Below are 20,750 nucleotides of genomic sequence, written 5' to 3' on the forward strand. Positions count from 1 at the left end.
CCAGAAAAACCCCTCTATTGACCTGGTTATTATTTTCCTGTTTTCTCAGGTAATTGATATTCACCTTGACTACGCGAAAGCTCTTTAACTGTTGGTGATTCCAACGGTCCTTCCACCTTGTAATTAACTTGAGTAATAACATCAATAACAGGTGCAATGGCAGTAGCTACTGCAAGCACAATAATCGCCGTCTGAGGAGCTACCGCAAAGGCGGTAATAATAGGTATCCCAGAGGTCAAATCAGGGGTGAATTTCACTTCTGCATCAACGAGACGAGTATTTAAGTCGGCTTTGCCTTTAATATTCATTTCACCTGCAACAGCATCCATCGTTAGGTTATTACTCACAAAGATACCTTCGCGCATTTTGCCGCTGCCTGTGATCGAATTAAACGCCATACCATCATCAAAGACGTCTCTAAAGTCCAATTTCATTTTACGAATGATGGAATCAATACTAAATAGCCCAAGAAAACGAGCCGCCCCTTTGACGTCAGTAATCACGCCCTCACCGAGCGTTGACGCTAACTCTCCAGATAAGGTATGAACTTGAATGCTCCAAGGCGCACCATCCCAATTAAGATCCGCATCCATACTGTAGCTGGCTTTTTGAACACCAGAACTTATCCCAAATCGAGCCAGTAATTCAGAGTTATTCTTTCCTGATGCTGTCAGTTTAAAGGCAGAATGGCTTCTCTCCTTATTTAGCTCCCAATTACCAGACATCGAAAACTTATCCTCACCACTAGTGACATTTAACTTATCTAGGTAAAAAGCATCACCTTTTTTATACAGCTTTGTATCTACCTTTCCAAGCTTGTATCCTTGAATCCACGAATCTCTAATCGTTAACTCTAGATTAGGCATTAAACGAAAAAACTCACGATCAAACTCAGAAATAAGTGGGTCGTCTACTTTTGCTCGATTCAAGCCTCTTTGATTTTCAGGCTTATCTAGACTAGGAATAAAAATATGTAGGTTATCTAATTGCACTAATAAATCGTCATTTCCTTTCCAACTGGCTTTGCCATCGACTTCTTGGCTTTGCACTTGTGCATACCAGCCTTGAGACTTCTTACGCGCATCAATACTGACATCATTCCAATCTAAACTCGCTACTCGTAATGACTTCACTTTTGCATCAATCCGAGTCGGTGTCGGAATCGTAGGGAAATGACTGACCGATGATGATTTCGATGCACTTTGTGCTTTTTCTTTTGCCAAAATAGGTTCAGATAACCAAGTATCTAAATCAAATGTCTTGGTATTAATGGAAGCAGATTGTCCCACAATAGGACTCACCTTAAAGTTACCTCTACCAACGATGACATGACTGGCAGTAATAACCGGCTCTGAACTTGAGATATTTACTTCTGCTTGGTATTTAGCATTCGGTAGCGTTAAGCGACCAGAAATTTTTTCTGAGTTACCAGACACTTGTAATAATGCTTGTTCCGCTGTTCCTTTTTCCAGCATTAATGGATACGGCAATGTTGATGACATCTCTCCTAACGCCGCATTAACGCCAATTTGATAAGTGAAACCGACATCAGCCACTTGCAAATTAATGTTTGAACTCCATGAAGATACCCCACTGACTTTCTGCATCATTGGAGAATCTATGTAGTCTTTTAACGGGGATACCTTCCACTTTCCTTTTGTTTCAATCGCAACACTATAAAAATCAGATTGTGCTTCACCATCAAATGATAAGGTGACTGGTTGTCCCAATAATGACGCTTTAATTCCTGATGATTTAACCACGTCATTATCAAACTCAATTCGCCCCTTAACGTCTGTTAATACTATATTTGGGGATTGAAGCTCAATGTGGTTATCGGCTAAATCTGCATAACCCCAAGCTCTAACTTCTTCACCGGTAAAAGGAATATCCAGTTGCAGTAAAGCATCAACTCGGTTATTTACATGAATACTGTTTAATGCAGCTCCCACAGAATCAACCAGTGGTGTCGCTGTCATATATTCGCGTACCGCTTTACCAGACCCATTAGCAGTCGCACGAATGGTAAGCTTTCCATCTTCGGATAAATTAGTAATACGCCCTGTCACACGGGTGGCATGAACGTCCATTAAGTCGGCAGAATGTGAGCTTAAGAACATTGAGGCGTTTTGAAACAGTAAATCTAACTGTAAATTTGTTAGTGGAGGCCAGGCCGTATCAAACGAAAACTTAGCATTTTTCAACCCCACTTTGACTTGGAAAATACCGTCATATTTTGTATATGGGAAATCACCTAATTCACCATACCACAATAATTGCGCCGTCTTAGCACTGCCGCCTTGTACTGCTGCAGAGAGATAATCCGTTAAGTCTTGTCCTAATGCCAACGTTGGTAAATAGCGCCACGTTTGATCCGCATTAAAGGCATCTGCCTCAGCATAAAAAGAAAGTACAGAAGGCTTTTCTTTAGGGAAGTCTAAACGAAACTCCCCTTTAACTTGTAGATCAGGCGTTGCTACATTGATGTAATCTGACCACAAACGCCACCCTTCATTATTCACATCCCAATAAATACTCACATCACCATGAGTTATATTTAAAGGCGCTTGGAATGCATCACCATAAGGCAAGATATCGTCTACCAATGATAACTTTGCTTCACCTTTTTCAGCATCACCAGCAATAAGTACATCTAACTTATGGAAGCCTGGCAGTAACTCCCACTGCTGCATTCCAGCGGCATGTATTGATGCGGAATAACTTAATCCTGCGGTATGATCAAATTCAACACGGATATCATTAACGCTGCCTTTTGGATCTAAACTCGTGAGAAGATCGGTAATATTATCTTGAGAAGCAGGTAACAATGTTTTTAAACTTAATACACTTTTAAGATCAATGTGAATAAGGTTTAAAATCCACTTTTCAGGCTGCCATGTAAATCTACCTGAAATCTTAGGCCATAAGCTTGATTGATGCTTTATCTGAACATCTGATGCAAATACCTTCCATCCTTGCTTATCAGGCTGAAGTTCAAAAACGCCCCCTTCGACGCTTGCTTGGTGAACCTCTTTATCTTCAATCCAATTAAGATAAGAAGGCGAGGCTTCAACTAATGCATCTATAGGTTGGCCGTTTTTAAATGATAGCCATGCATTAGCCGATATTTCACCTTGAGTAATCCCATATTCTTTTTTAATTTCTTCCGTGATCCATGGTGTTACTTGAATATTTTTTGCTTCAATGTAGAAATGGCCATCTAAACTTTTAAATGTGCCTTTTTCTTTAAAATTCGCAATGATTTTAAGTTGATTTATCTCACTTCCCACAACACTAACGACGCCTTCAGCTAAATGCTTTCTGCGCTCATTCCGCCACTGTAGCGAGTCAATTTGTACCGTTTTATCTGTCCCATCCAATGCAACAAACGCAACTCGTGAGTTTTTCACTGAGAAATGATTTAAACGAACTAAAAAGATATCCTCTAATCGTTTCGCTAATGAATTATCGTCCTTAGCTTCCGCCTCATCTTTTAGGCTATTCGAGTCAGTAGAACTATTCCCTAATGACGTCAGATCCGCATTAAGTTTATCAATGCGTAAATCTGCAAATTGTGGCTGTCTTGCCCATAGAGAAGAGAGGATATTTAATTGAATTTCGACTTCTTTAACTGAAATAATTTCATCACCAGAGACAGGGTCAATCGCTTTCAGTTTTTGAAGGTTTAATGAAGGATTGGTATTTCGCCAACGGCCATCTAACTCACCAATAGAGATAGAAAAACCAGTCGCTTTAGAAAGAAATGCTTCAATTTCAGGTTGATATTGATTCAAAGAGGGAAGAAACAGACGCAAGCTGGTTATGACTAATGCTGCTAGCAAAAATACCAGCAGCAATAATCCCATCAAGCAACGTTCAAAACGAATTAACTTAGTGGTCACGTATTATTATTCTCTACATCATTACAACATCAAACTGCTCTTGAATATACAAAGGCTCCGCTTGAATTTTGACCTGCTTACCAATAAAGAGTTCGAGCTCTGCTAATGCATGAGATTCTTCTCCCTCAAGTGCATCAGCGACGGCTACTGAGGCATAAACAACAAACTTATCAGAATCATAAGCTCGGTTTACTCGTGTGATTTCACGCAATATCTCATAGCACACACTCTCAACCGTCTTAACGGCACCACGTCCTTCACACGTAGGACACTGGCCACATAGAATATGTTCAATACTTTCTCGAGTGCGTTTTCGAGTCATTTCAACAAGACCAAGTTGAGTGAACCCATTGATATTGGTTTTTACTCGATCTTTCTCTAGTGCCATACCTAAAGAGTGGAGTACTCGACGGCGATGCTCTTCACTCAACATATCAATGAAATCAATAATGATGATCCCACCTAAATTGCGTAAACGCAGCTGACGAGCAATGGCTTGAGTCGCTTCAATATTGGTGTTGAAAATGGTTTCTTCTAAATTACGACGCCCAACAAAAGCACCGGTATTAATATCAACCGTTGTCATGGCTTCGGTTTGGTCGATAATTAAGTAACCACCCGACTTCAATTCAACCTTACGATCAAGCGCGCGCTGAATTTCATTTTCCGTTTCGTACATATCGAAAATCGGTTTATCACCAGCATAATATTCAAGTTTCTTAGTCAGTTCTGGGACAAATTCTGTGGTAAATTCTTTTAACTTTTCAAAAGCCAATTTTGAATCAACGCGAATTAAATCCAATTCGGTGCCGACAAAATCACGCAAAATACGTTGGTCTAACCCTAACTCGCCATAAAGCATTGACTTCGTTTTACTCTTTTTACGTCGTTCAATAACTTTATGCCATAAACGCTTTAAGAAAGCGGCATCTTGTGAGATTTCTGCTTCACTGGCGCCTTCCGCAGCAGTTCGAATGATGAATCCACCAAACTCATCACAGTAATCAGAGACGGTATTCTTTAAGCGGTTACGTTCTTTCTCACTTTCAATACGTTGAGATACGCCAACATGACTCGCCCCCGGCATAAAAACCAAGTAACGAGAAGGAAGGGTTATATCTGTCGTCAAACGAGCGCCTTTGGTCCCAAGCGGATCTTTTACCACTTGAACAACCAAATCTTGTCCTTGATGAACAAGTTGAGAAATGTCTCTTACTTGGAATTGACGTTTTTCATTCTCAGAGACACACTCGGTATGAGGGACAATATCCGAGGCGTGAAGAAAGGCGGCTTTATCTAAACCGATATCTATAAATGCGGCTTGCATCCCCGGTAATACTCGGCTTACTCGGCCTTTATAAATATTACCCACAATACCACGTCGTGCTTCTCTTTCTACATGGATCTCTTGAAGCACGCCTGCTTCAATCATCGCAACACGAGTTTCACTCGGTGTTACGTTTATTAACAACTCTGTACTCATTGGAGCACCTCACTAATTTTTACAAAAATTGGTGTAAGAGCTGATCTGTTTCCATCAAAGGCAGTCCCATGACAGCGTGATAGCTACCATCAATACGCGAGACAAATCGCCCACCACTACCTTGAATTCCGTATGAACCCGCTTTATCGCAAGGTTCACCACTTTCCCAATATTGTTCTATCTCTTGTTCTGAAAGTGGTCTAAACCACACCTGTGTTATTACTGTTTTGGTTTTTGTTGTTTCAGGTGTCGCTAGTGTTACAGCAGTCATTACTTGATGTTGACGACCAGACAGTGCTAAGAGCATTCTCTTAGCATCTTTAAAATCTTTTGGTTTTTCTAAAATAACACCATCGATAACTACGATGGTGTCAGAGCCCAATACTGGGACTGTTTTTTTCTCAATATGTTCTATTGTGTTGCCTTCTGCTAGTGCTTTTATGCCTGCCTGAGCTTTATCTTTAGAAAGACGCTCTACATACATAAGAGGTGTCTCATGCGCTTGATGCACCTCTTCAACATCTACAGATAACACCTCAAATTGGTAACCTAATTGAGCTAGCAGCTCTTTTCTACGCGGTGAGCCAGAAGCTAAAAAAACTTGAGCTGCCATTCCCTGTCCTTATCGAATTGACCAATGACGACGTACTCTACGCATCAATAAAAATAACCATGGCCATAAAAGAAAGTTTAACACGCCAGCCCATAAAAAGTGTGCGTTAAAGGACACATCATGAACTAAAAATTCGCCCATAAACTCAATTATTTTACCTAAAAGCGTTAATCCTGAAAAAATAGCGGCTTGTTGCCATAATGCCAAATTTCTCAATAACTTAAAATTAGCAGCAACAAGGTAGATTAAAATTGCCATCGTCATACCACGAATACCTAATGTCGTCCCTAATAAGAGATCCCATAAGATACCCAAAATCATTGCTGTACCCACATTCACTCGATGTGGTAATGCGAGTACCCAATAAAACGTGACTAAGATAATCCAAGAAGGTCTCAATACTTCTAGCGTTCCTGGCCAAGGTGCAGCTTGCAAAATTAATGCGATTAAAAAAGAGAGCCAAATAATGATTCGACCACGCATTAAATGACTACTCGCCATCCGATATCTCCTTGGCTTTTACTTCTGTTTCTGTTGGCCAAACTAATAATAAATAACGCAATTTATCAAATTCAACGGTTGTAGCTAATTCAATCGAAGCAAATGGGCGCTTATTATCATTATCAATACTGGAAATATACCCAACAGGGTATCCTTCAGGGTAACGACCGCCCAGACCTGAACTCACCAATAAATCACCAATTTCAATATCGGTATTCGTCGGAATATGTTCAAGTTGCATGGTATCTAAATGGCCTTTACCTGACGCAATAACACGAATATCATTCCGAACAATTTGAACAGGAATCGCATTGTTTGGATCCGTTAATAGCAACACTCGGCTATTATGTGCTCCAACATAGTTAATTTGGCCAACAATGCCTTTATCGTTGATCACTGGTTGCCCTTCATACACACCATCGATCAAGCCTTTATCTATCATGACTTGATGAGTATAAGGTGCCGAATCAACAGCCATCACCTCGGTAACCATCTTCTTTTCATCTCGAATAAAAGGGGAACCAAGAAGATCACGTAAACGGCTATTCTCTTGTTTTAGCTGTTCCAACAACAATAAATTACTGTTTTGAATAAAAATATCTTGCTTAAGCTTCTGATTTTCAAGCATGAGTGTATTTCGGCTATTAAACCGTTCATACATACCATCAAACATCGTACGAGGAAGGTTTGCTGCATAATGAATAGGGGCAACAAAGCTATTAAGTAGGTAACGTATCTCAGAAAATGCATTTAAACGACTATCGGCCAGCATAAGGCTAGCCGATATCATTACAGCAATAAACAGGCGAAACTGTAGAGAGGGGCCTCTACCAAAGATTGGAGTCATGTCCACTCACCCGTTATTAATTATTACTCTTCACTAAAGAGATCGCCACCGTGCATGTCGATCATTTCTAATGCTTTACCGCCGCCACGAGCCACACAAGTCAGTGGTTCTTCTGCAACAACAACTGGAATGCCTGTCTCTTCAGTTAGAAGACGGTCTAAATCACGAAGTAGTGCACCACCACCAGTTAGAACCATACCGTGCTCTGAAATATCAGACGCTAACTCAGGCGGACATTGTTCTAAAGCAACCATTACCGCAGAAACGATACCTGATAGAGGCTCTTGAAGTGCTTCTAAGATTTCATTTGAATTGAGCGTAAAGCTACGAGGAACACCTTCTGCAAGGTTACGACCACGAACTTCAATCTCACAAACATCATCACCAGGGTATGCAGAACCGATTTCATGCTTGATGCGCTCAGCGGTTGCTTCACCAATTAAGCTGCCGTAGTTACGACGAACATAGTTAATGATCGCTTCATCAAAACGGTCACCACCGATGCGAACTGAAGAAGAGTAAACCACACCATTTAGTGAGATAACAGCAACTTCTGTCGTACCACCACCAATATCGATCACCATAGAACCTGTTGCTTCAGATACAGGTAAGCCCGCACCAATTGCCGCCGCCATAGGCTCATCGATAAGGTAAACTTCACGAGCACCCGCACCTTGTGCAGATTCACGAATAGCACGACGCTCAACTTGTGTAGAACCACAAGGAACACAAACCAATACACGAGGACTTGGACGTAATACGCTATTGTCATGCACTTGCTTGATAAAGTGTTGTAACATTTTTTCAGTTACATAGAAGTCAGCAATAACGCCGTCTTTCATTGGACGGATAGCTGAAATGTTACCAGGAGTACGACCTAGCATTTGCTTTGCATCGTGACCTACAGCCGCAACACTTTTTGTTGCGCCACCACGGTCTTGACGGATAGCAACAACTGACGGTTCATCAAGAACAATACCTTGACCTTTTACATAGATAAGTGTGTTGGCAGTACCTAGATCGATCGAAAGATCGTTTGAAAACATGCCACGAAGTTTTTTAAACATAATCTTCGTATTTCCTGAAAACGTGAGAATGAGATAAATTTTACTAAATGTACCAATGCCTAGCCTAATCAGCAAGGCATTGGTACAGAATCCTGAAGCAAATCAGGATTTTTATTCAATTTTTAGTTAGAAGTACCAATAATGTTACTTTCACCGCGGAATATGACGCGATCATTACCACGGTAAATACCAAAGGTCACTACGGTTGACGGATCTTCATCGCCTTGACCTCGCCAGTTAAATTGCAGCCAGGGTTGATCTAGGTAGTCAGATTCACAATCGACATTCGCTTCACCTATTTGTGAGGAAGTACTTGCTAGTCTTACCCAAAAACGTACCTGCTCTCGTAATGTACTATTACTTGCATCTGCAATTAAATGAGTAACGTCACTGCCCTGAATTACCGTATTTGAGCCTTTTAATATTACATTAGTTGATTGCGTTGGATCTGACCATACTGTTTGCTTGCAATGCTTTTCACCTTCAAACTTACTCGCATTATCTGTATTACTCAGAACGAAGGCGTTACCAGACCAGTACTCAACGCGCAGTGGAACACTCATACTTTGCCCTACAGCGGTTCCCACACTATCTAATACCATTCGACCATAACGAACATCAGGCTGCGACAGCAATTCTTGCTCTATTACTGCAGGATCAAAAAAGGTAGCATCAAAAGAAACAGGATCGGCACCACTGATTTCCAGCCCAAGAGTCGTTGTTATTGAGCTTGTATTACCATTCATATTAAATGGCCCATCAGGCTTTGTAGTGATGTTTCCAGCAAGTGTCGAATCATTTAAACGAGACCATACAACGGCATCATTTAAGTTACTTACCTGCCAAAGAGCACCATTTCCCCAATGAGATGCATCTAAATCAGCATTTGTAATATTTAAACGAGCTGCATACTCACCAACCAAAGAAAACCACGCTTTTAGTGATTCATCAAAACCACCATAATTTATAGTGTTAGTACCTGAAGCACTATAAGACATTACCTGAAAATCAACATTGGTAAAGTTTTGTCCCATATAAACATAGGTTCCATCAGTAGAACCTTGCTCTTCTGGATAATCCCATTCCGTATTAGTTATAGAAAAAAACGCAGGATAAAAACGCCCGACCTTAGCGAAAGTTGACGGGATAGTAAACCCAGAGCGATTAAAGTAATTATTCTGGAATACATCAAAACCCAGAGTGCCTACTTCATTCCAGTTCATTTGTGTAGAAGCGCTTTTATTCTCACGGGTTACCTCTTTACTAAAATTAGCAATAGGGTGACCATCTGCGGTAATCACTCCTATCATCCCTGATAGTGGGTAGTTTAATTGAGCCGCTAAGCTTAACTGAGCCACCCCCTCGCTGTGAGTAACATAGCTTGGTGTCACGGCCTTACTGCACACTAACGATGGATTGTCATAATCAGGGACGCCATCGCCATAGAGTCCTTTATCTAATCCTTTTATCCAATTAACTGCTTTTAAATAAGCATTAAAATCGGTGCCCGAAGCCAAGTAAGCGCCATTAAGCTCATCGGTATAAGATGGTAATGCTGATGATTGGTCACACAATGCAGCGGTAAAAGGACGAAAATAAAATTGCTCCGAGGTAGTAAACGTATTGCCTTGAATATTTGCACTAACCGTTAATCTTGCTTTACCAGCGTCATTCAAACGCGCTTTCAATGAGCCATCAGCCTGACTCTCATCTCCGCCAGCAACACCATTCACAAACGAAACCGATAACGTTTTATTTGCTTCAGTCCAACTGCTACCTTCTTGGCTAATTTCAATATTCTCATTGCTGGTCACAGGCAAGACTGAGTTCGAGAATGTGACATCAATGTCTGCGGTTTCTTTAATAATATGGCAATTTAGCATATTGCCATTTCCATTTTCTTTACCACGGATTTTTAATCTAAATGGATAAGGTCGCCCTGCTACTTGATTACTATCAGAGCCATCAACCCCCTCAGATGGGACAATACTTATCACTTTAGCAATAAACTCATACGGTCCTTCTGTTGTCGTTAAATAGTCACTACTGACACTGGCTGATACGTTATAAGAGTTTAAAAATTTACTATGAATATATCGAGTAACCACCGCCGGGCCACTTGATGGAAATACCGTATCGAAACGACTGTCATCAGCATGATTACACTCGGGTGTTGTAATGTTTCCGTCTTCACTCCAACACGCTGAGTTTCTATCTCCAACAGCAACTGGAGTACTGCTTACTTGTAATTTCTGCCCCTTACCTTCAACCACATTGCCATTAGAATCAACAAGGGAGAAATCAATTTCTATACCATCACAAGCAAGGCCTTTACCTGACGTTGGCGAGATGACGAGTTGATAACTATTTGATCCACAATTTGTAAGAGGTTCATGAATAAATTCAGAATCATTACTCATGGCAATCTGACAGGCTGTAACCGCACCTCTAACTTTTGCACCGTTAGTTAACGTCATGGAACCTTTGGTATATATATAACCATTGACATAGGCATCAGTATTTAAATTCACACTATAATCTTGATTAACTAAAGGCTGGCTCGGCGATATATCAATCGTTGATTCACACCCGCTGTCTTTATAGGAGTAGATAAAAAGGGTTCCACCACTATTGGCATTTACATTTCTAGCAAAATCAATCTTATCTTGAACATGAAAAATAACATCTCCTTCAATTTCAATATTACCTAGAACTCTCATATCATCAAACCAGTATTCTCCTGATTTGAATAACACTGTATGTGATGATTTAACGCTAAACCCTGTATGACTTCCTATACCGTAAGGATTCTTAAAATATGTAGATCTTTGAAAAACTTTTTGTTCATCCCAATTTGAATCGTATCCATTGATAATTCGAGCTTCTGAAGAAATTTGCCAACTAAAACTCAAAAGATCAGGCAAATCACTATCATTAGCTAAAGAGCAGCTTTCCCCATCACATAATCCATGCTCTATAGGCGTTTCTGGGATAAATCCAGGGTATTGATTAACAATCTCATTGGTAAACCTTACCTGCCCTTTAATGCTTCCTCCCCCAGAAACTAATGCATGATTTTCCATAGTAATTAAATTTACCGAGTTATTTCTCCATGTCTGCATTCCATTAAATGCATCACATTGTTGAGGTGGTACAGTAAAATGTTGAGAAAGCGAACCTATTTCAGCTTTTTGGGCCAAAGAAGGTAAAGAATTCAAAGATAAGTAGATAAAAATTAATTGCCATACTATTTTCATTAATTAATTTCCTTCGCCCATACTTCTTGAACTCGCGTCACTTGGTTTATCCCTGTTCCACAATTTGCGGTGCTTATAATCTGAAAATATCGAATAGCATTGCCTTTGTAGTTTACTGATGTCATGTCACATTTCACTTGCGGTTTAGTACGACAACCGCTGTCATCGGGTTTCATATTAGGAGTGTAAGTATTGCCATCACAAATCGAATCATCAGCCCCGGATTGGTTTAATGGAAACAACTGCACTAACCCCCACTCCGCCCCTGAGTGAGCTAAAAGCCATGCTTGTGTACCTAATATTTCACTAGAAACCGTGTCGTGATTGCTGGTTTCTACTTTCAATAAATTCAATGATAAATAGCCAACAGCAACCATAATGACCACAGACATGATCAATAGGTTACCTTTTTGCTTTGATTGATTATGGTACATTCATCACCTGCACATCATGTTGATATTGAGTTGCCTCACCAAGATCATTTTCAAGCGTTAAGACCATCTTAATCATGCTATTACGATTGAGCGACGCGTTATCAATAGAGAATCCACCAGAGATAACGTGGTTAGCAATTTGCATTCCATCACGAAACACCCCGCCAGCCTGTATACAATACTCAACGACACTTGGTCGATAAATAAAGGCACGCTCAGAAACAGAGCTTGAAATAAATGCAGGATTATTCGTAGTGTTTGGGAAGTGGATGGTAGAAATAGCTCCCGATTGTGTCATTGACTCTATAGTAATAAACCTATTATGAGTTTCATCCAATAAATCAGATTGGGAACTCGGATTAATCACTAACCTAAAGTTATCAAGCGTCACTGTATTATTAGAGAGCAAAACAACATCTATTTGTTTTTGATTAAATTGAGGCAATTCAAGATAAAAAGCACTGACCTTAAGAGGGATAAAGCTAACACATTGGCTACTGACCACCTCCGCGCTATTTGGCACGGCATGACGCAATTCTCTGCTGAGTTTTTCTATCACAAACTTTGCCTGCATTTGGTTATCTTGACGATCAATACTGTCGTTGTAGCTTTGAAAACCAAGCACTAGGGTGTTGCTTGCTGCGATAGCAATAACCCCGACCACCACAATGGTTAAGATCAACTCGATAAGGGTAAATCCACTAATACGCTTCATTAATAATTCCCTCGATAAGCACTAAAGGTATATTGAGCATGATTACCCGCAAATAAGGTGATCTCTATTTTTTTATATGGTGTTATTGCGTCACCACTGCCATCAACATCAGCATAGGCCACTGTAATTTCAACCGTGAAATTTTTATATTCATCCGCACTGCTTGGTTCTATTAACTGATTTAACGGATAATGAGCCAGTCCAGAAGTGCATTGAGTCGTATCTCCCCAACAACCAATAAAGTCATCAACATCATTAAAGGTGTCTGCACTCGTTTCGCCAGTATCAGATCCTAAGTTAGTCGAGCAATCAGAGATGACAATATTTGAAATCATTTCCCCACAGCGATATTGCCCGCCGTTAGGATCACTATGCTCATCAAATTGGCGACTGAGGATGTCAGTCATGATCGAATGTCCAAGCGTTGCTGCTTGAGATTGATAGGTGGCTTGATGTGATTTAGAGGCTGAACTAAACACGCCCGTCACTAAAATCAATAGCGCAAAGCCCAGAATAATAATACCAATTATCGATTCGATTAAGGTAAAGCCCTTTGGGTGGTTAATTACTTTATTCATAATCCGCACCCGCTCGCTAGTCGTGAGCGATAAATAAACCCTTCGCTATTAATACATACTGAGCGGCTTTCGTTGACAGAGGGCGTATTAATGGTGATTCGACAATCACTGATAGTACAAAGAGAGGTGGCTGCAGATGAGGTAGCCATTATGGGCCGGCCTAATAAATCGAAGGTCAATTCAGAAACAGAGATCACTCCACTAGCACTGTTAAACGCATAATTAAGTTGGATCTGCTCTAGTTGCTGTTGATTGCTATCTTTAGAGTAATCGGATAATACCGCGCTGCTCATATCTCGACTTGGGCATGACTGGCTAACACCAAATTGAGTTTTTCTCATGACAATCAACCGACAGTCATCGTGGTCATTTGAACCATTTACTTGCATCGCGGTGATTTGAACTTGACGCAGAATAGAGAGTACTTGCTCTTGTGCAGCCGCTGAAGAAAAACGGCTCGCTCCCATGTATTTACTCGAGGCATAGACACCAATAATGGCTAATATCAAGATCACGACAATCAGTTCTACTAAGGTAAAACCCATGTGCATTACTGTTTTTTTTGAGTGTTTTTTTATGAGAAAAGGGGTCATCAGCCGTTACCTTATTGCTTGCTGTTATTAGGATAACGGAAATTATAGAGATAGCGAGGGATTGTTAATTTTAGATACAAAAAAGCCAGCGGAGATCGCTGGCTTTTTTGAGTATTAAGCGTTAGTTATTAACACTTTTCAGCATCAGCAGCAGTAATAACTGGTGCAGCAACTGATGTTGCTTCTTTATAAGTAACGATACACGTATCTGAACCATTATTAGCAAACTTATATGAAATAGTTGGTGGCACTGTTACTGCTGCAGATACAACCTCCCATTCAGCGTCATCAGCTAAACCAACTACTGCAGCTCCAATACCATTCGCTGCGGCAGTTGGATAACCATGAATAGCTTGAATACCGTCAACTTCAACAGCATTTTCTGAACGCTCAACACCTTCAATCGCCGCTTTACCGTAAACGATACCAGCTGCACCAGCCATTGCGCCTTTTAGGCCTTGCAGTGATGATGCACGCGCATCTGATTGTAGGTTAAGGAATTTAGGGGCCGCAGTTACTGCAAGAATACCTAAAATAACAATGACTACTACTAACTCAATAAGGGTGAAACCACCTTGTCTTTTCATCTTACTTCTCTCTTTATAATAAAAGTGATGGCACGCATTAGTTACCACCATTATTGTTAAAACAGTTGCCGCTATAACACCATTGGTTTAAGCGCTTTTCATTTAGTACCTTGCATAATCACCGTTATTACCAAGGTATTAATCTTTATTGCAAAGTCACTACCACACGGCCAGATTCTGGCTCATAAGTGAAAAAGTGCCCTTCATTTTCTTGTTGTGTGTATTTGCATTGATTGCGACTGTTTTCACTAATCACTTCTGCTAAATATTTGGCTTTATTATCATTGCTGTCATCTGTCACGTATGGCGCATTTTGCAATAACATTTCCATTAGCAAGATACATTCTTTTGCCGTTAATGATCCTGGGTAATCCCCCGTATCATTACCATCTAAATCTTCACGTGGTGAAATTGGGTAACCAGGACGAAAATCTGATTGATTGTTTTTTGATGGGTCGGTTAACCAAAATTCAGTGCCATCATAACTAACCGCATTACTGCCATCAGTTTTAGGACGAGCTTCTGCTTCCCATTGTGCTCTTGCCGAAAGCACCGCCGTTGCATAACCACCTGCAACACCTTCAATACTGGCTTTTTTTGCTTCAAGGCTAACATCTAAAAATCGAGGTAATGCGACGGTTGCCAGTAAGCCTATAACCACAATCACAATCACTAGCTCAACCAGTGAGAAACCTTTTTGGTGTTTCATCGTAATGCTTCTCTCTATTTCTTATTTCGTTCTGGATTGTAAGGGATTTTGTAAAAAAAAACACGCTGTTCGTCAAAAAAACGACAACTTAACCTTCATCCAAAAAACCGACACTGACTTTAAATACGCCATTGATGAGCATAACTGAAATCATTTTACCATTCGACGCACCGTAAGAACATTGATGTTGTTCTTTTTTTGTTGCATTATCATGTACTTTTATAGTATCTGTATAAATTTTTTCTTTTCTTGGTAGCAGTAAATCCAGCCATTGCTCACAATCTAGCTTGTTATCATCCAATACTAATGGCCAACCTGATTTGCTGAAGGTGACCTCAATATTGTCTTTATTCATACTTGCGGGTTGCCCATTAACCACCCAATAATTTTTAAACTCATTTGCAGATGATAAGATTTCGCGACTTGCCATCATCAATGCAGTATCTTCGACTTCTGGTTCCATTTTATCCCACTGAACCAAAATAACAGCCAGTAAGATAATGAATAAAGCCCCCCACGTAATACGGGTTACTCTCATCATCAACTTCCTTTTACTACATCCAACATATTCCACATTGGTAAGAAAATACCTAATGCTAATATGAGTACCATGCCTGATACAATAACCAATAACAGAGGTTCAATTCTCGCTGTTAATGTTTTTAAATCATAATCAACTTCACGATCATAAAAATCAGAGACTTCTAATAGCAAATCATCAATTTGCCCAGTCTCTTCACCTACCGCAATCATTTGTTGCACTAAAGGCGTAAAAATTCCACTTTGAGCAGCTGTGGCTGACATACTGGTCCCCGACTCGATGCCACTTTTCATCTCTAACAATCGGTTTTCTAAATACTTATTACCAAGAGCCTCGGCAGAGAGTGCTAACGATTGATTTAATGGCACACCTGATTTCAGCATTAACGCAAAAGTTCTTGAAAAACGAGACATTTGAGCTCGGGTAACAATATCACCAACAATAGGGAGCCTAAGTCGAAATTTATCCCACTTTTCTCGTCCTACGTCACCACTAACCCATGATTGGAAAGCAACAAACATGCCAGCCATACCACCTAAAATAAAGTGCCAGTAGTTAACAGAAAAACTTGAGGTTGCCATCAATATCCGTGTCGGTAGCGGTAACTCAACACCAAAACGAGCAAACATTGAAGTGAATTGTGGGATCACTTTAACGTTAAGCACTAACATGGCGATGAAAATAAAGCTCAACACAAAAATTGGGTAACGCATTGCTGACTTGATTCGCTTACGAGTTTCCATCTCTTGTTCGTAATAATTAGCCAATTGAAGTAAGGCCTGATCTAAACGACCGGTGTTTTCACCTACATGGATCATTGAAACGAACAAAGAGCTAAACACCCTAGGGTGCTGCTTCATTGCGACAGATAAACTTCGACCATTAGTTAGATCCGCAGTAACCTCTTCAAGTGATTGCTTTAACAATTTATTATTGCTGTTTTGTGTCAATCCATTCATGGCTCTTAACAAAGGCACGCCAGCTTTCGTTAAGCTGTACATTTGGCGACAAAAGATCACTAACACTTCAAGTGGGATAGAGGGCTGAAACCACGCCCTCCAATCAACAGAGGGTGCCGAACCTTTTAATTTTCCACCAGACTGAATTGAAATAGGAATAATACTTTCATTCATTAACTGCTCTGCAGCACTCTCTTGTGACGGTGCTTCAATCTTTCCTGATACCGATGCACCCTTGGCATTTCGCCCTGTATATTTATATATGGTCATGGTTTAACAGCCTATAACCATATTGGTTGATGAGAGGAGGAGCTATCGCCTTCACCCAAGACCATCACTTCATTGAGACTAATAATGCCATTCATTGCTAACTCCATTGCTGAGGCTAGTAAGGGTTTGTAATCTGGGTTTTCTCGTGCTTTTTGAGCAAATTCTACCGCATTATTTCCACGCAGTGCATCCATCATGGGTTGGTCTAATTCTAATAATTCAAAGACACCAATTCGACCACTGTAGCCTGTTAAGTTGCAACTTTGACAACCAGCGCCTTTTCTAAATGGAACCGAGGCTTGATTTGGAAAGCGACTTTGCACCCATTGCAAACGTGATTCATCTAAAGGATCAGGCACTGAGCATTCTGTACACACTTTTCTTACCAAGCGTTGGGCCAATACCGCACGAACGGCACTAGCAACAAGATAGCCAGGCGCCCCCATATCCATCATACGAAGCGCACTATCAACAGAGTCATTAGTGTGTAACGTTGATAATACTAAGTGGCCTGTTAATGCTGCTCGCAAACCAATCTCAACCGTTTCCTGATCACGCATTTCACCGATAAGAATGATATCAGGATCCTGACGTAGGAAGGTTCTTAAAATTTTAGAGAAGGTTAAATCTATCTTGCTGTTTACCTGAACTTGATTGATACGTGGTAATCGATATTCTACTGGGTCTTCAGCGGTGATGATCTTTTTACTTGGTTTATTAAGCTCACTTAATGCACCATACAATGTTGTCGTTTTACCTGAACCAGTAGGACCGGTTACTAAGATCATGCCATGAGGGCGGCCTAACTGCTTACGTAAACGAACCAAAAGATGATCAGGAATTCCTGAATATTCTAACTCTCGGATCCCAGAGGTTTGGTTAAGCAGACGCATAACGACCGATTCACCGTATTGCACAGGCATAGTAGACAAACGAATATCCACTGACTGACCACGAGATTTAATATTAAATCGCCCATCTTGAGGCAAACGCTTTTCAGAGATATCAAGATTCGCCATTAGTTTTAGACGCAATACTAATGCTGGCGCAATGTTGACTTCATTAAGTAGGGTTTCGTGCAATATGCCATCAATACGCTGACGAAGTCGTAATACTTTATCATCTGGTTCAATATGAATATCTGAAGCTCCAACTTGGATCGCATCTTCAAACAATGAGTTAATCAACTTTACAACGGTAACTTCGTCATTATCACTGTCTGATATTCCAAAGTTAAAGTCGTCCGTTTCTTGGTGCTCTGAATGCAACTGCTCTGCAAATGAAGCTATCTCTTTAGTTCGGCGATAAAAACGATCAAAGCTATCGACTAATTGTCTTTCTGAAGCGATAACCATCTCTATTTGATATTGTTGAAGCTGAGAGAATAGAGCTTCTTGAGCAGAAAGATCGGCTGGATCACTCATCGCAACACGAATAGTATTGCCATGCTGGCTAAGTACTAATGCTCTTAAGCGACGCGCATGAACCTCTGGCAGTAGTTGCACTGCTGCGGCATCAATATCTGCACGGCTTAGATCCACCAAAGGCACATCTAATTGCTGAGATAAGAAAGTTAGCATTTGTTTTTCGGTTAAGAAACCAAGCTGAATAAGTGTTGCGCCCAGCTTGCGGCCAGTTGTTTTCTGTGCCGCTAGCGCCTGTTCAATCTGTTGTTCAGTAACAATGTTTTCTTCGACTAATAAATCACCAAGTCTTTTTCTTAACTGAAGACGCATTATTCATTACCTTCCATTGTTTCTAATAACTTAATTCTATCTCGAACGAACACCTGAGAAGATCGTGATAAACCAGGTGTTGTTAATGCCACTTTATAAGTTTTCAGTGCCTCTTTAACTTGTGCATTTCTCTCATATACAATAGCTAACCCTAGCCACCAACGACCATTATCTGGATCTTTCGCTACCAACATTTGGTAACTTTCTTCAGCTAAATCCATCAATTTTAATTTTTGAGCTAAGCCACCACGCGTAGCTAAATAATCGACAGACGCCCCTAAAGGTATATATTCTAATGCAGAGAGTGCGGCTTCTGGCTGCTCCTCTTTTTGCAATAAACTGGCTAAAGCTAAACGTAAGTCAATACTGTCATTATTTAACCTTATGCCTTGTTGTAAGATGGCTGCTGATTCCTGAACCTCACGTTTACCATAAAGCAAAGCCGCTAGTTTTTTACGAGAACCTTCATCACTAGGTTGGTATTTCAATACTCTATAATAAGCTTTCATCGCTGTATTAAAATCAGAGTTATCTAGGGCTTTTTTTGCTGCGTCACGATTTCTCTGAGCCAGTTCGGAAGGCAGAACCTCTACTTCTTCAACGTGTAATTGCTCTTGAGGTTCAGTCTGATTAATAGCGTGTTCGCGAGGTGTATCTGGAACAATAGACACCTCTTTAGCTTTCGTTGGCGTTGTGTCGCTATTTACAACACGTACCGAACTTTCTTCTACTTTCGGTAATTCGATATGATGGCTTGAGGGTTTCTCATCAATATTTTTATTCAAATATATACGACTAACTTCTGAGGTAACAATTTTTGCCGTTGGTGAATTGACAGGTAAATAAGAGCCTTTAGAAAGTTCTGAATGATCAACAACGTCCTCTACAATCACCTCTGGTACTTGATGTTCATTATTAATGGCATTTGGAGTATTGCTCAGTGTTGCCCACCCAATTAAACACAATGAACTTATTACACCAATAGCAAAAAAGAAAGGTGCTTTAAATTTTGATTCAATATTAGGTACGTCAGCTTGAGAGAGAGATGTTTTCTTCTCTATGTCTGTATCTTGTTTTGTTATGTTTAACAGGGCTTTATTTGTGGCACTCACAAGGCTCTCCAACCCCAAAACTTGGGAAAATAGTGCTTGGGTTTGATGGTATCAGTTGTATCTATAATTGCATTAAATACCGCTTTTTTCGATACGTTATCCAATTGTTCAGCAAAAGAAATAAGTAACGCTTTATGGCATATTTGATTAATCAATCGAGGAACGCCACTACTCGCACGCCAAACCGCTTTCATTTGAGCTAGGGTAAATGGATTGACTTGAGCCCCAGACTCTTTCATTCGATAAGTAATATAAGCGACCGCTTCATTTACATTAAGTGAGCGTAATTTTGCTGAAAAAGTAATTCGTTGTCTTAATTGTCGTAGATGATGCTGCTGCAAACGATCATCTAATTCAGGCTGCCCAAATAGTACAATCTGAAGTAACTTAGTGTAATCCGTTTCTAAATTACCAAATAAGCGTAGGGTTTCTAGCGCTTCATCACTCAAGGCTTGCGCTTCATCGATGAACACTACTGCACTTTTTCCTTCCGCTTGAATATCAATCAATTTTTCATGGATAAGCTCAGTTAAAGCAGTGCCATCTCCTTCTTGTTCTAGCCAGAGCTCTTTGGCTAATGCTTGCCGTAACTCTCGACCATTCATAACAGGATTAGGTAAGTAAAGTAATTCGACATTCATAGGGAGTTGGCTCATCAACATTCGGCAAACAAGCGTCTTCCCAGTCCCAATTTCACCTGTCACCTTAATGACGCCTTCTCCCATTGAAATGGCTGACAAAACGGTTTGAATCGCCTCATAATGAGGCGGTAATCCATGAAAAAGAGAGGTATTTGGCGTTAACGTAAAGGGAAGTTGTTTTAAGCCAAAATGTTGCTCGTACATA

At 40.3% G+C, this 20,750-nt stretch carries 18 protein-coding genes; all 18 read right to left on the minus strand.

Annotated elements, in window-relative coordinates; genetic code table 11:
* Positions 1-29: 29 nt before the first annotated feature.
* The 18 genes from F8B77_RS12210 to F8B77_RS12295 all read right to left on the minus strand — a co-directional run bounded on the left by F8B77_RS12210 (position 30) and on the right by F8B77_RS12295 (position 20,749).
* Positions 30-3,902 (minus strand): YhdP family protein, encoded by a 3,873-nt coding sequence (locus F8B77_RS12210; protein WP_151655537.1) that lies wholly within the window; start codon positions 3,900-3,902, stop codon positions 30-32.
* Between the two features lie 13 nt (positions 3,903-3,915).
* On the minus strand, positions 3,916-5,385 hold the full coding sequence (gene rng, locus F8B77_RS12215) for a ribonuclease G (protein ID WP_151655538.1): 1,470 nt from the start codon (positions 5,383-5,385) through the stop codon (positions 3,916-3,918).
* Positions 5,386-5,404: 19 nt separating this feature from the next.
* Positions 5,405-5,998 (minus strand): Maf family protein, encoded by a 594-nt coding sequence (locus F8B77_RS12220; protein ID WP_151655539.1) that lies wholly within the window; start codon positions 5,996-5,998, stop codon positions 5,405-5,407.
* A gap of 9 nt (positions 5,999-6,007) precedes the next feature.
* Positions 6,008-6,499, minus strand: a complete 492-nt coding sequence (gene mreD / locus F8B77_RS12225; protein ID WP_130044407.1) for a rod shape-determining protein MreD — start codon at positions 6,497-6,499, stop codon at positions 6,008-6,010.
* On the minus strand, positions 6,489-7,346 hold the full coding sequence (gene mreC / locus F8B77_RS12230) for a rod shape-determining protein MreC (RefSeq protein ID WP_151655540.1): 858 nt from the start codon (positions 7,344-7,346) through the stop codon (positions 6,489-6,491). Before mreC ends, mreD begins: the two co-directional genes overlap by 11 nt.
* A gap of 23 nt (positions 7,347-7,369) precedes the next feature.
* Positions 7,370-8,413 (minus strand): rod shape-determining protein, encoded by a 1,044-nt coding sequence (locus F8B77_RS12235; protein ID WP_130044409.1) that lies wholly within the window; start codon positions 8,411-8,413, stop codon positions 7,370-7,372.
* 122 nt (positions 8,414-8,535) lie between these two features.
* On the minus strand, positions 8,536-11,670 hold the full coding sequence (locus F8B77_RS17545; RefSeq protein WP_167512814.1) for a DUF6701 domain-containing protein: 3,135 nt from the start codon (positions 11,668-11,670) through the stop codon (positions 8,536-8,538).
* Entirely contained in the window at positions 11,670-12,104 is a 435-nt protein-coding gene (locus F8B77_RS12245; protein ID WP_151655541.1) for an MSHA biogenesis protein MshP, read from the minus strand. Before F8B77_RS12245 ends, F8B77_RS17545 begins: the two co-directional genes overlap by 1 nt.
* Positions 12,094-12,819: a PulJ/GspJ family protein gene (locus tag F8B77_RS12250; RefSeq protein WP_151655542.1), complete on the minus strand. Its 726-nt coding sequence runs from the start codon at positions 12,817-12,819 to the stop codon at positions 12,094-12,096. The genes F8B77_RS12245 and F8B77_RS12250 overlap by 11 nt, the downstream gene beginning before the upstream one ends.
* Positions 12,819-13,397: a prepilin-type N-terminal cleavage/methylation domain-containing protein gene (locus F8B77_RS12255; RefSeq protein WP_151655543.1), complete on the minus strand. Its 579-nt coding sequence runs from the start codon at positions 13,395-13,397 to the stop codon at positions 12,819-12,821. The genes F8B77_RS12250 and F8B77_RS12255 overlap by 1 nt, the downstream gene beginning before the upstream one ends.
* The gene (locus F8B77_RS12260) at positions 13,394-13,990 is read right to left on the minus strand and encodes a prepilin-type N-terminal cleavage/methylation domain-containing protein (protein WP_151655544.1); all 597 of its coding nucleotides are present in this window, start codon (positions 13,988-13,990) and stop codon (positions 13,394-13,396) included. The genes F8B77_RS12255 and F8B77_RS12260 overlap by 4 nt, the downstream gene beginning before the upstream one ends.
* Positions 13,991-14,118: 128 nt before the next feature.
* Positions 14,119-14,577, minus strand: a complete 459-nt coding sequence (locus tag F8B77_RS12265; protein ID WP_151655545.1) for a type II secretion system protein — start codon at positions 14,575-14,577, stop codon at positions 14,119-14,121.
* Positions 14,578-14,722: 145 nt separating this feature from the next.
* Positions 14,723-15,286 carry a prepilin-type N-terminal cleavage/methylation domain-containing protein gene (locus F8B77_RS12270; protein ID WP_130046936.1) on the minus strand — a complete coding sequence of 188 codons (564 nt, stop codon included), beginning with the start codon at positions 15,284-15,286 and terminating at the stop codon, positions 14,723-14,725.
* An 88-nt stretch (positions 15,287-15,374) separates the two neighbouring features.
* Entirely contained in the window at positions 15,375-15,827 is a 453-nt protein-coding gene (locus F8B77_RS12275) for a type IV pilus, mannose-sensitive hemagglutinin protein MshF (protein ID WP_244298258.1), read from the minus strand.
* Complete coding sequence (locus F8B77_RS12280) at positions 15,827-17,056, minus strand: type II secretion system F family protein (RefSeq protein ID WP_151655546.1); 1,230 nt, start codon at positions 17,054-17,056, stop codon at positions 15,827-15,829. Before F8B77_RS12280 ends, F8B77_RS12275 begins: the two co-directional genes overlap by 1 nt.
* An 11-nt stretch (positions 17,057-17,067) precedes the next feature.
* Positions 17,068-18,792, minus strand: a complete 1,725-nt coding sequence (locus F8B77_RS12285; RefSeq protein WP_151655547.1) for a GspE/PulE family protein — start codon at positions 18,790-18,792, stop codon at positions 17,068-17,070.
* Positions 18,792-19,904, minus strand: coding sequence for a tetratricopeptide repeat protein (locus F8B77_RS12290; RefSeq protein WP_167512815.1), 1,113 nt, complete (start codon positions 19,902-19,904; stop codon positions 18,792-18,794). The genes F8B77_RS12285 and F8B77_RS12290 overlap by 1 nt, the downstream gene beginning before the upstream one ends.
* Entirely contained in the window at positions 19,901-20,749 is an 849-nt protein-coding gene (locus tag F8B77_RS12295) for an ExeA family protein (RefSeq protein ID WP_151655549.1), read from the minus strand. The genes F8B77_RS12290 and F8B77_RS12295 overlap by 4 nt, the downstream gene beginning before the upstream one ends.
* Position 20,750 lies beyond the last annotated feature (1 nt).

This window comes from Aliivibrio finisterrensis, from assembly GCF_008933155.1.
Classification (GTDB): domain Bacteria; phylum Pseudomonadota; class Gammaproteobacteria; order Enterobacterales; family Vibrionaceae; genus Aliivibrio; species Aliivibrio finisterrensis.

Bases quoted from the DNA above. Each gene is read 5' to 3' on its own strand.
- rng (WP_151655538.1), bottom strand. From the start codon at position 5,385: ATGAGTACAGAGTTGTTAATAAACGTAACACCGAGTGAAACTCGTGTT.
- F8B77_RS12220 (WP_151655539.1), bottom strand. From the start codon at position 5,998: ATGGCAGCTCAAGTTTTTTTAGCTTCTGGCTCACCGCGTAGAAAAGAG.
- mreD (WP_130044407.1), bottom strand. From the start codon at position 6,499: ATGGCGAGTAGTCATTTAATGCGTGGTCGAATCATTATTTGGCTCTCT.
- mreC (WP_151655540.1), bottom strand. From the start codon at position 7,346: ATGACTCCAATCTTTGGTAGAGGCCCCTCTCTACAGTTTCGCCTGTTT.
- F8B77_RS12235 (WP_130044409.1), bottom strand. From the start codon at position 8,413: ATGTTTAAAAAACTTCGTGGCATGTTTTCAAACGATCTTTCGATCGAT.
- F8B77_RS17545 (WP_167512814.1), bottom strand. From the start codon at position 11,670: ATGAAAATAGTATGGCAATTAATTTTTATCTACTTATCTTTGAATTCT.
- F8B77_RS12245 (WP_151655541.1), bottom strand. From the start codon at position 12,104: ATGTACCATAATCAATCAAAGCAAAAAGGTAACCTATTGATCATGTCT.
- F8B77_RS12250 (WP_151655542.1), bottom strand. From the start codon at position 12,819: ATGAAGCGTATTAGTGGATTTACCCTTATCGAGTTGATCTTAACCATT.
- F8B77_RS12255 (WP_151655543.1), bottom strand. From the start codon at position 13,397: ATGAATAAAGTAATTAACCACCCAAAGGGCTTTACCTTAATCGAATCG.
- F8B77_RS12260 (WP_151655544.1), bottom strand. From the start codon at position 13,990: ATGACCCCTTTTCTCATAAAAAAACACTCAAAAAAAACAGTAATGCAC.
- F8B77_RS12265 (WP_151655545.1), bottom strand. From the start codon at position 14,577: ATGAAAAGACAAGGTGGTTTCACCCTTATTGAGTTAGTAGTAGTCATT.
- F8B77_RS12270 (WP_130046936.1), bottom strand. From the start codon at position 15,286: ATGAAACACCAAAAAGGTTTCTCACTGGTTGAGCTAGTGATTGTGATT.
- F8B77_RS12275 (WP_244298258.1), bottom strand. From the start codon at position 15,827: ATGATGAGAGTAACCCGTATTACGTGGGGGGCTTTATTCATTATCTTA.
- F8B77_RS12280 (WP_151655546.1), bottom strand. From the start codon at position 17,056: ATGACCATATATAAATATACAGGGCGAAATGCCAAGGGTGCATCGGTA.
- F8B77_RS12285 (WP_151655547.1), bottom strand. From the start codon at position 18,792: ATGCGTCTTCAGTTAAGAAAAAGACTTGGTGATTTATTAGTCGAAGAA.
- F8B77_RS12295 (WP_151655549.1), bottom strand. From the start codon at position 20,749: ATGTACGAGCAACATTTTGGCTTAAAACAACTTCCCTTTACGTTAACG.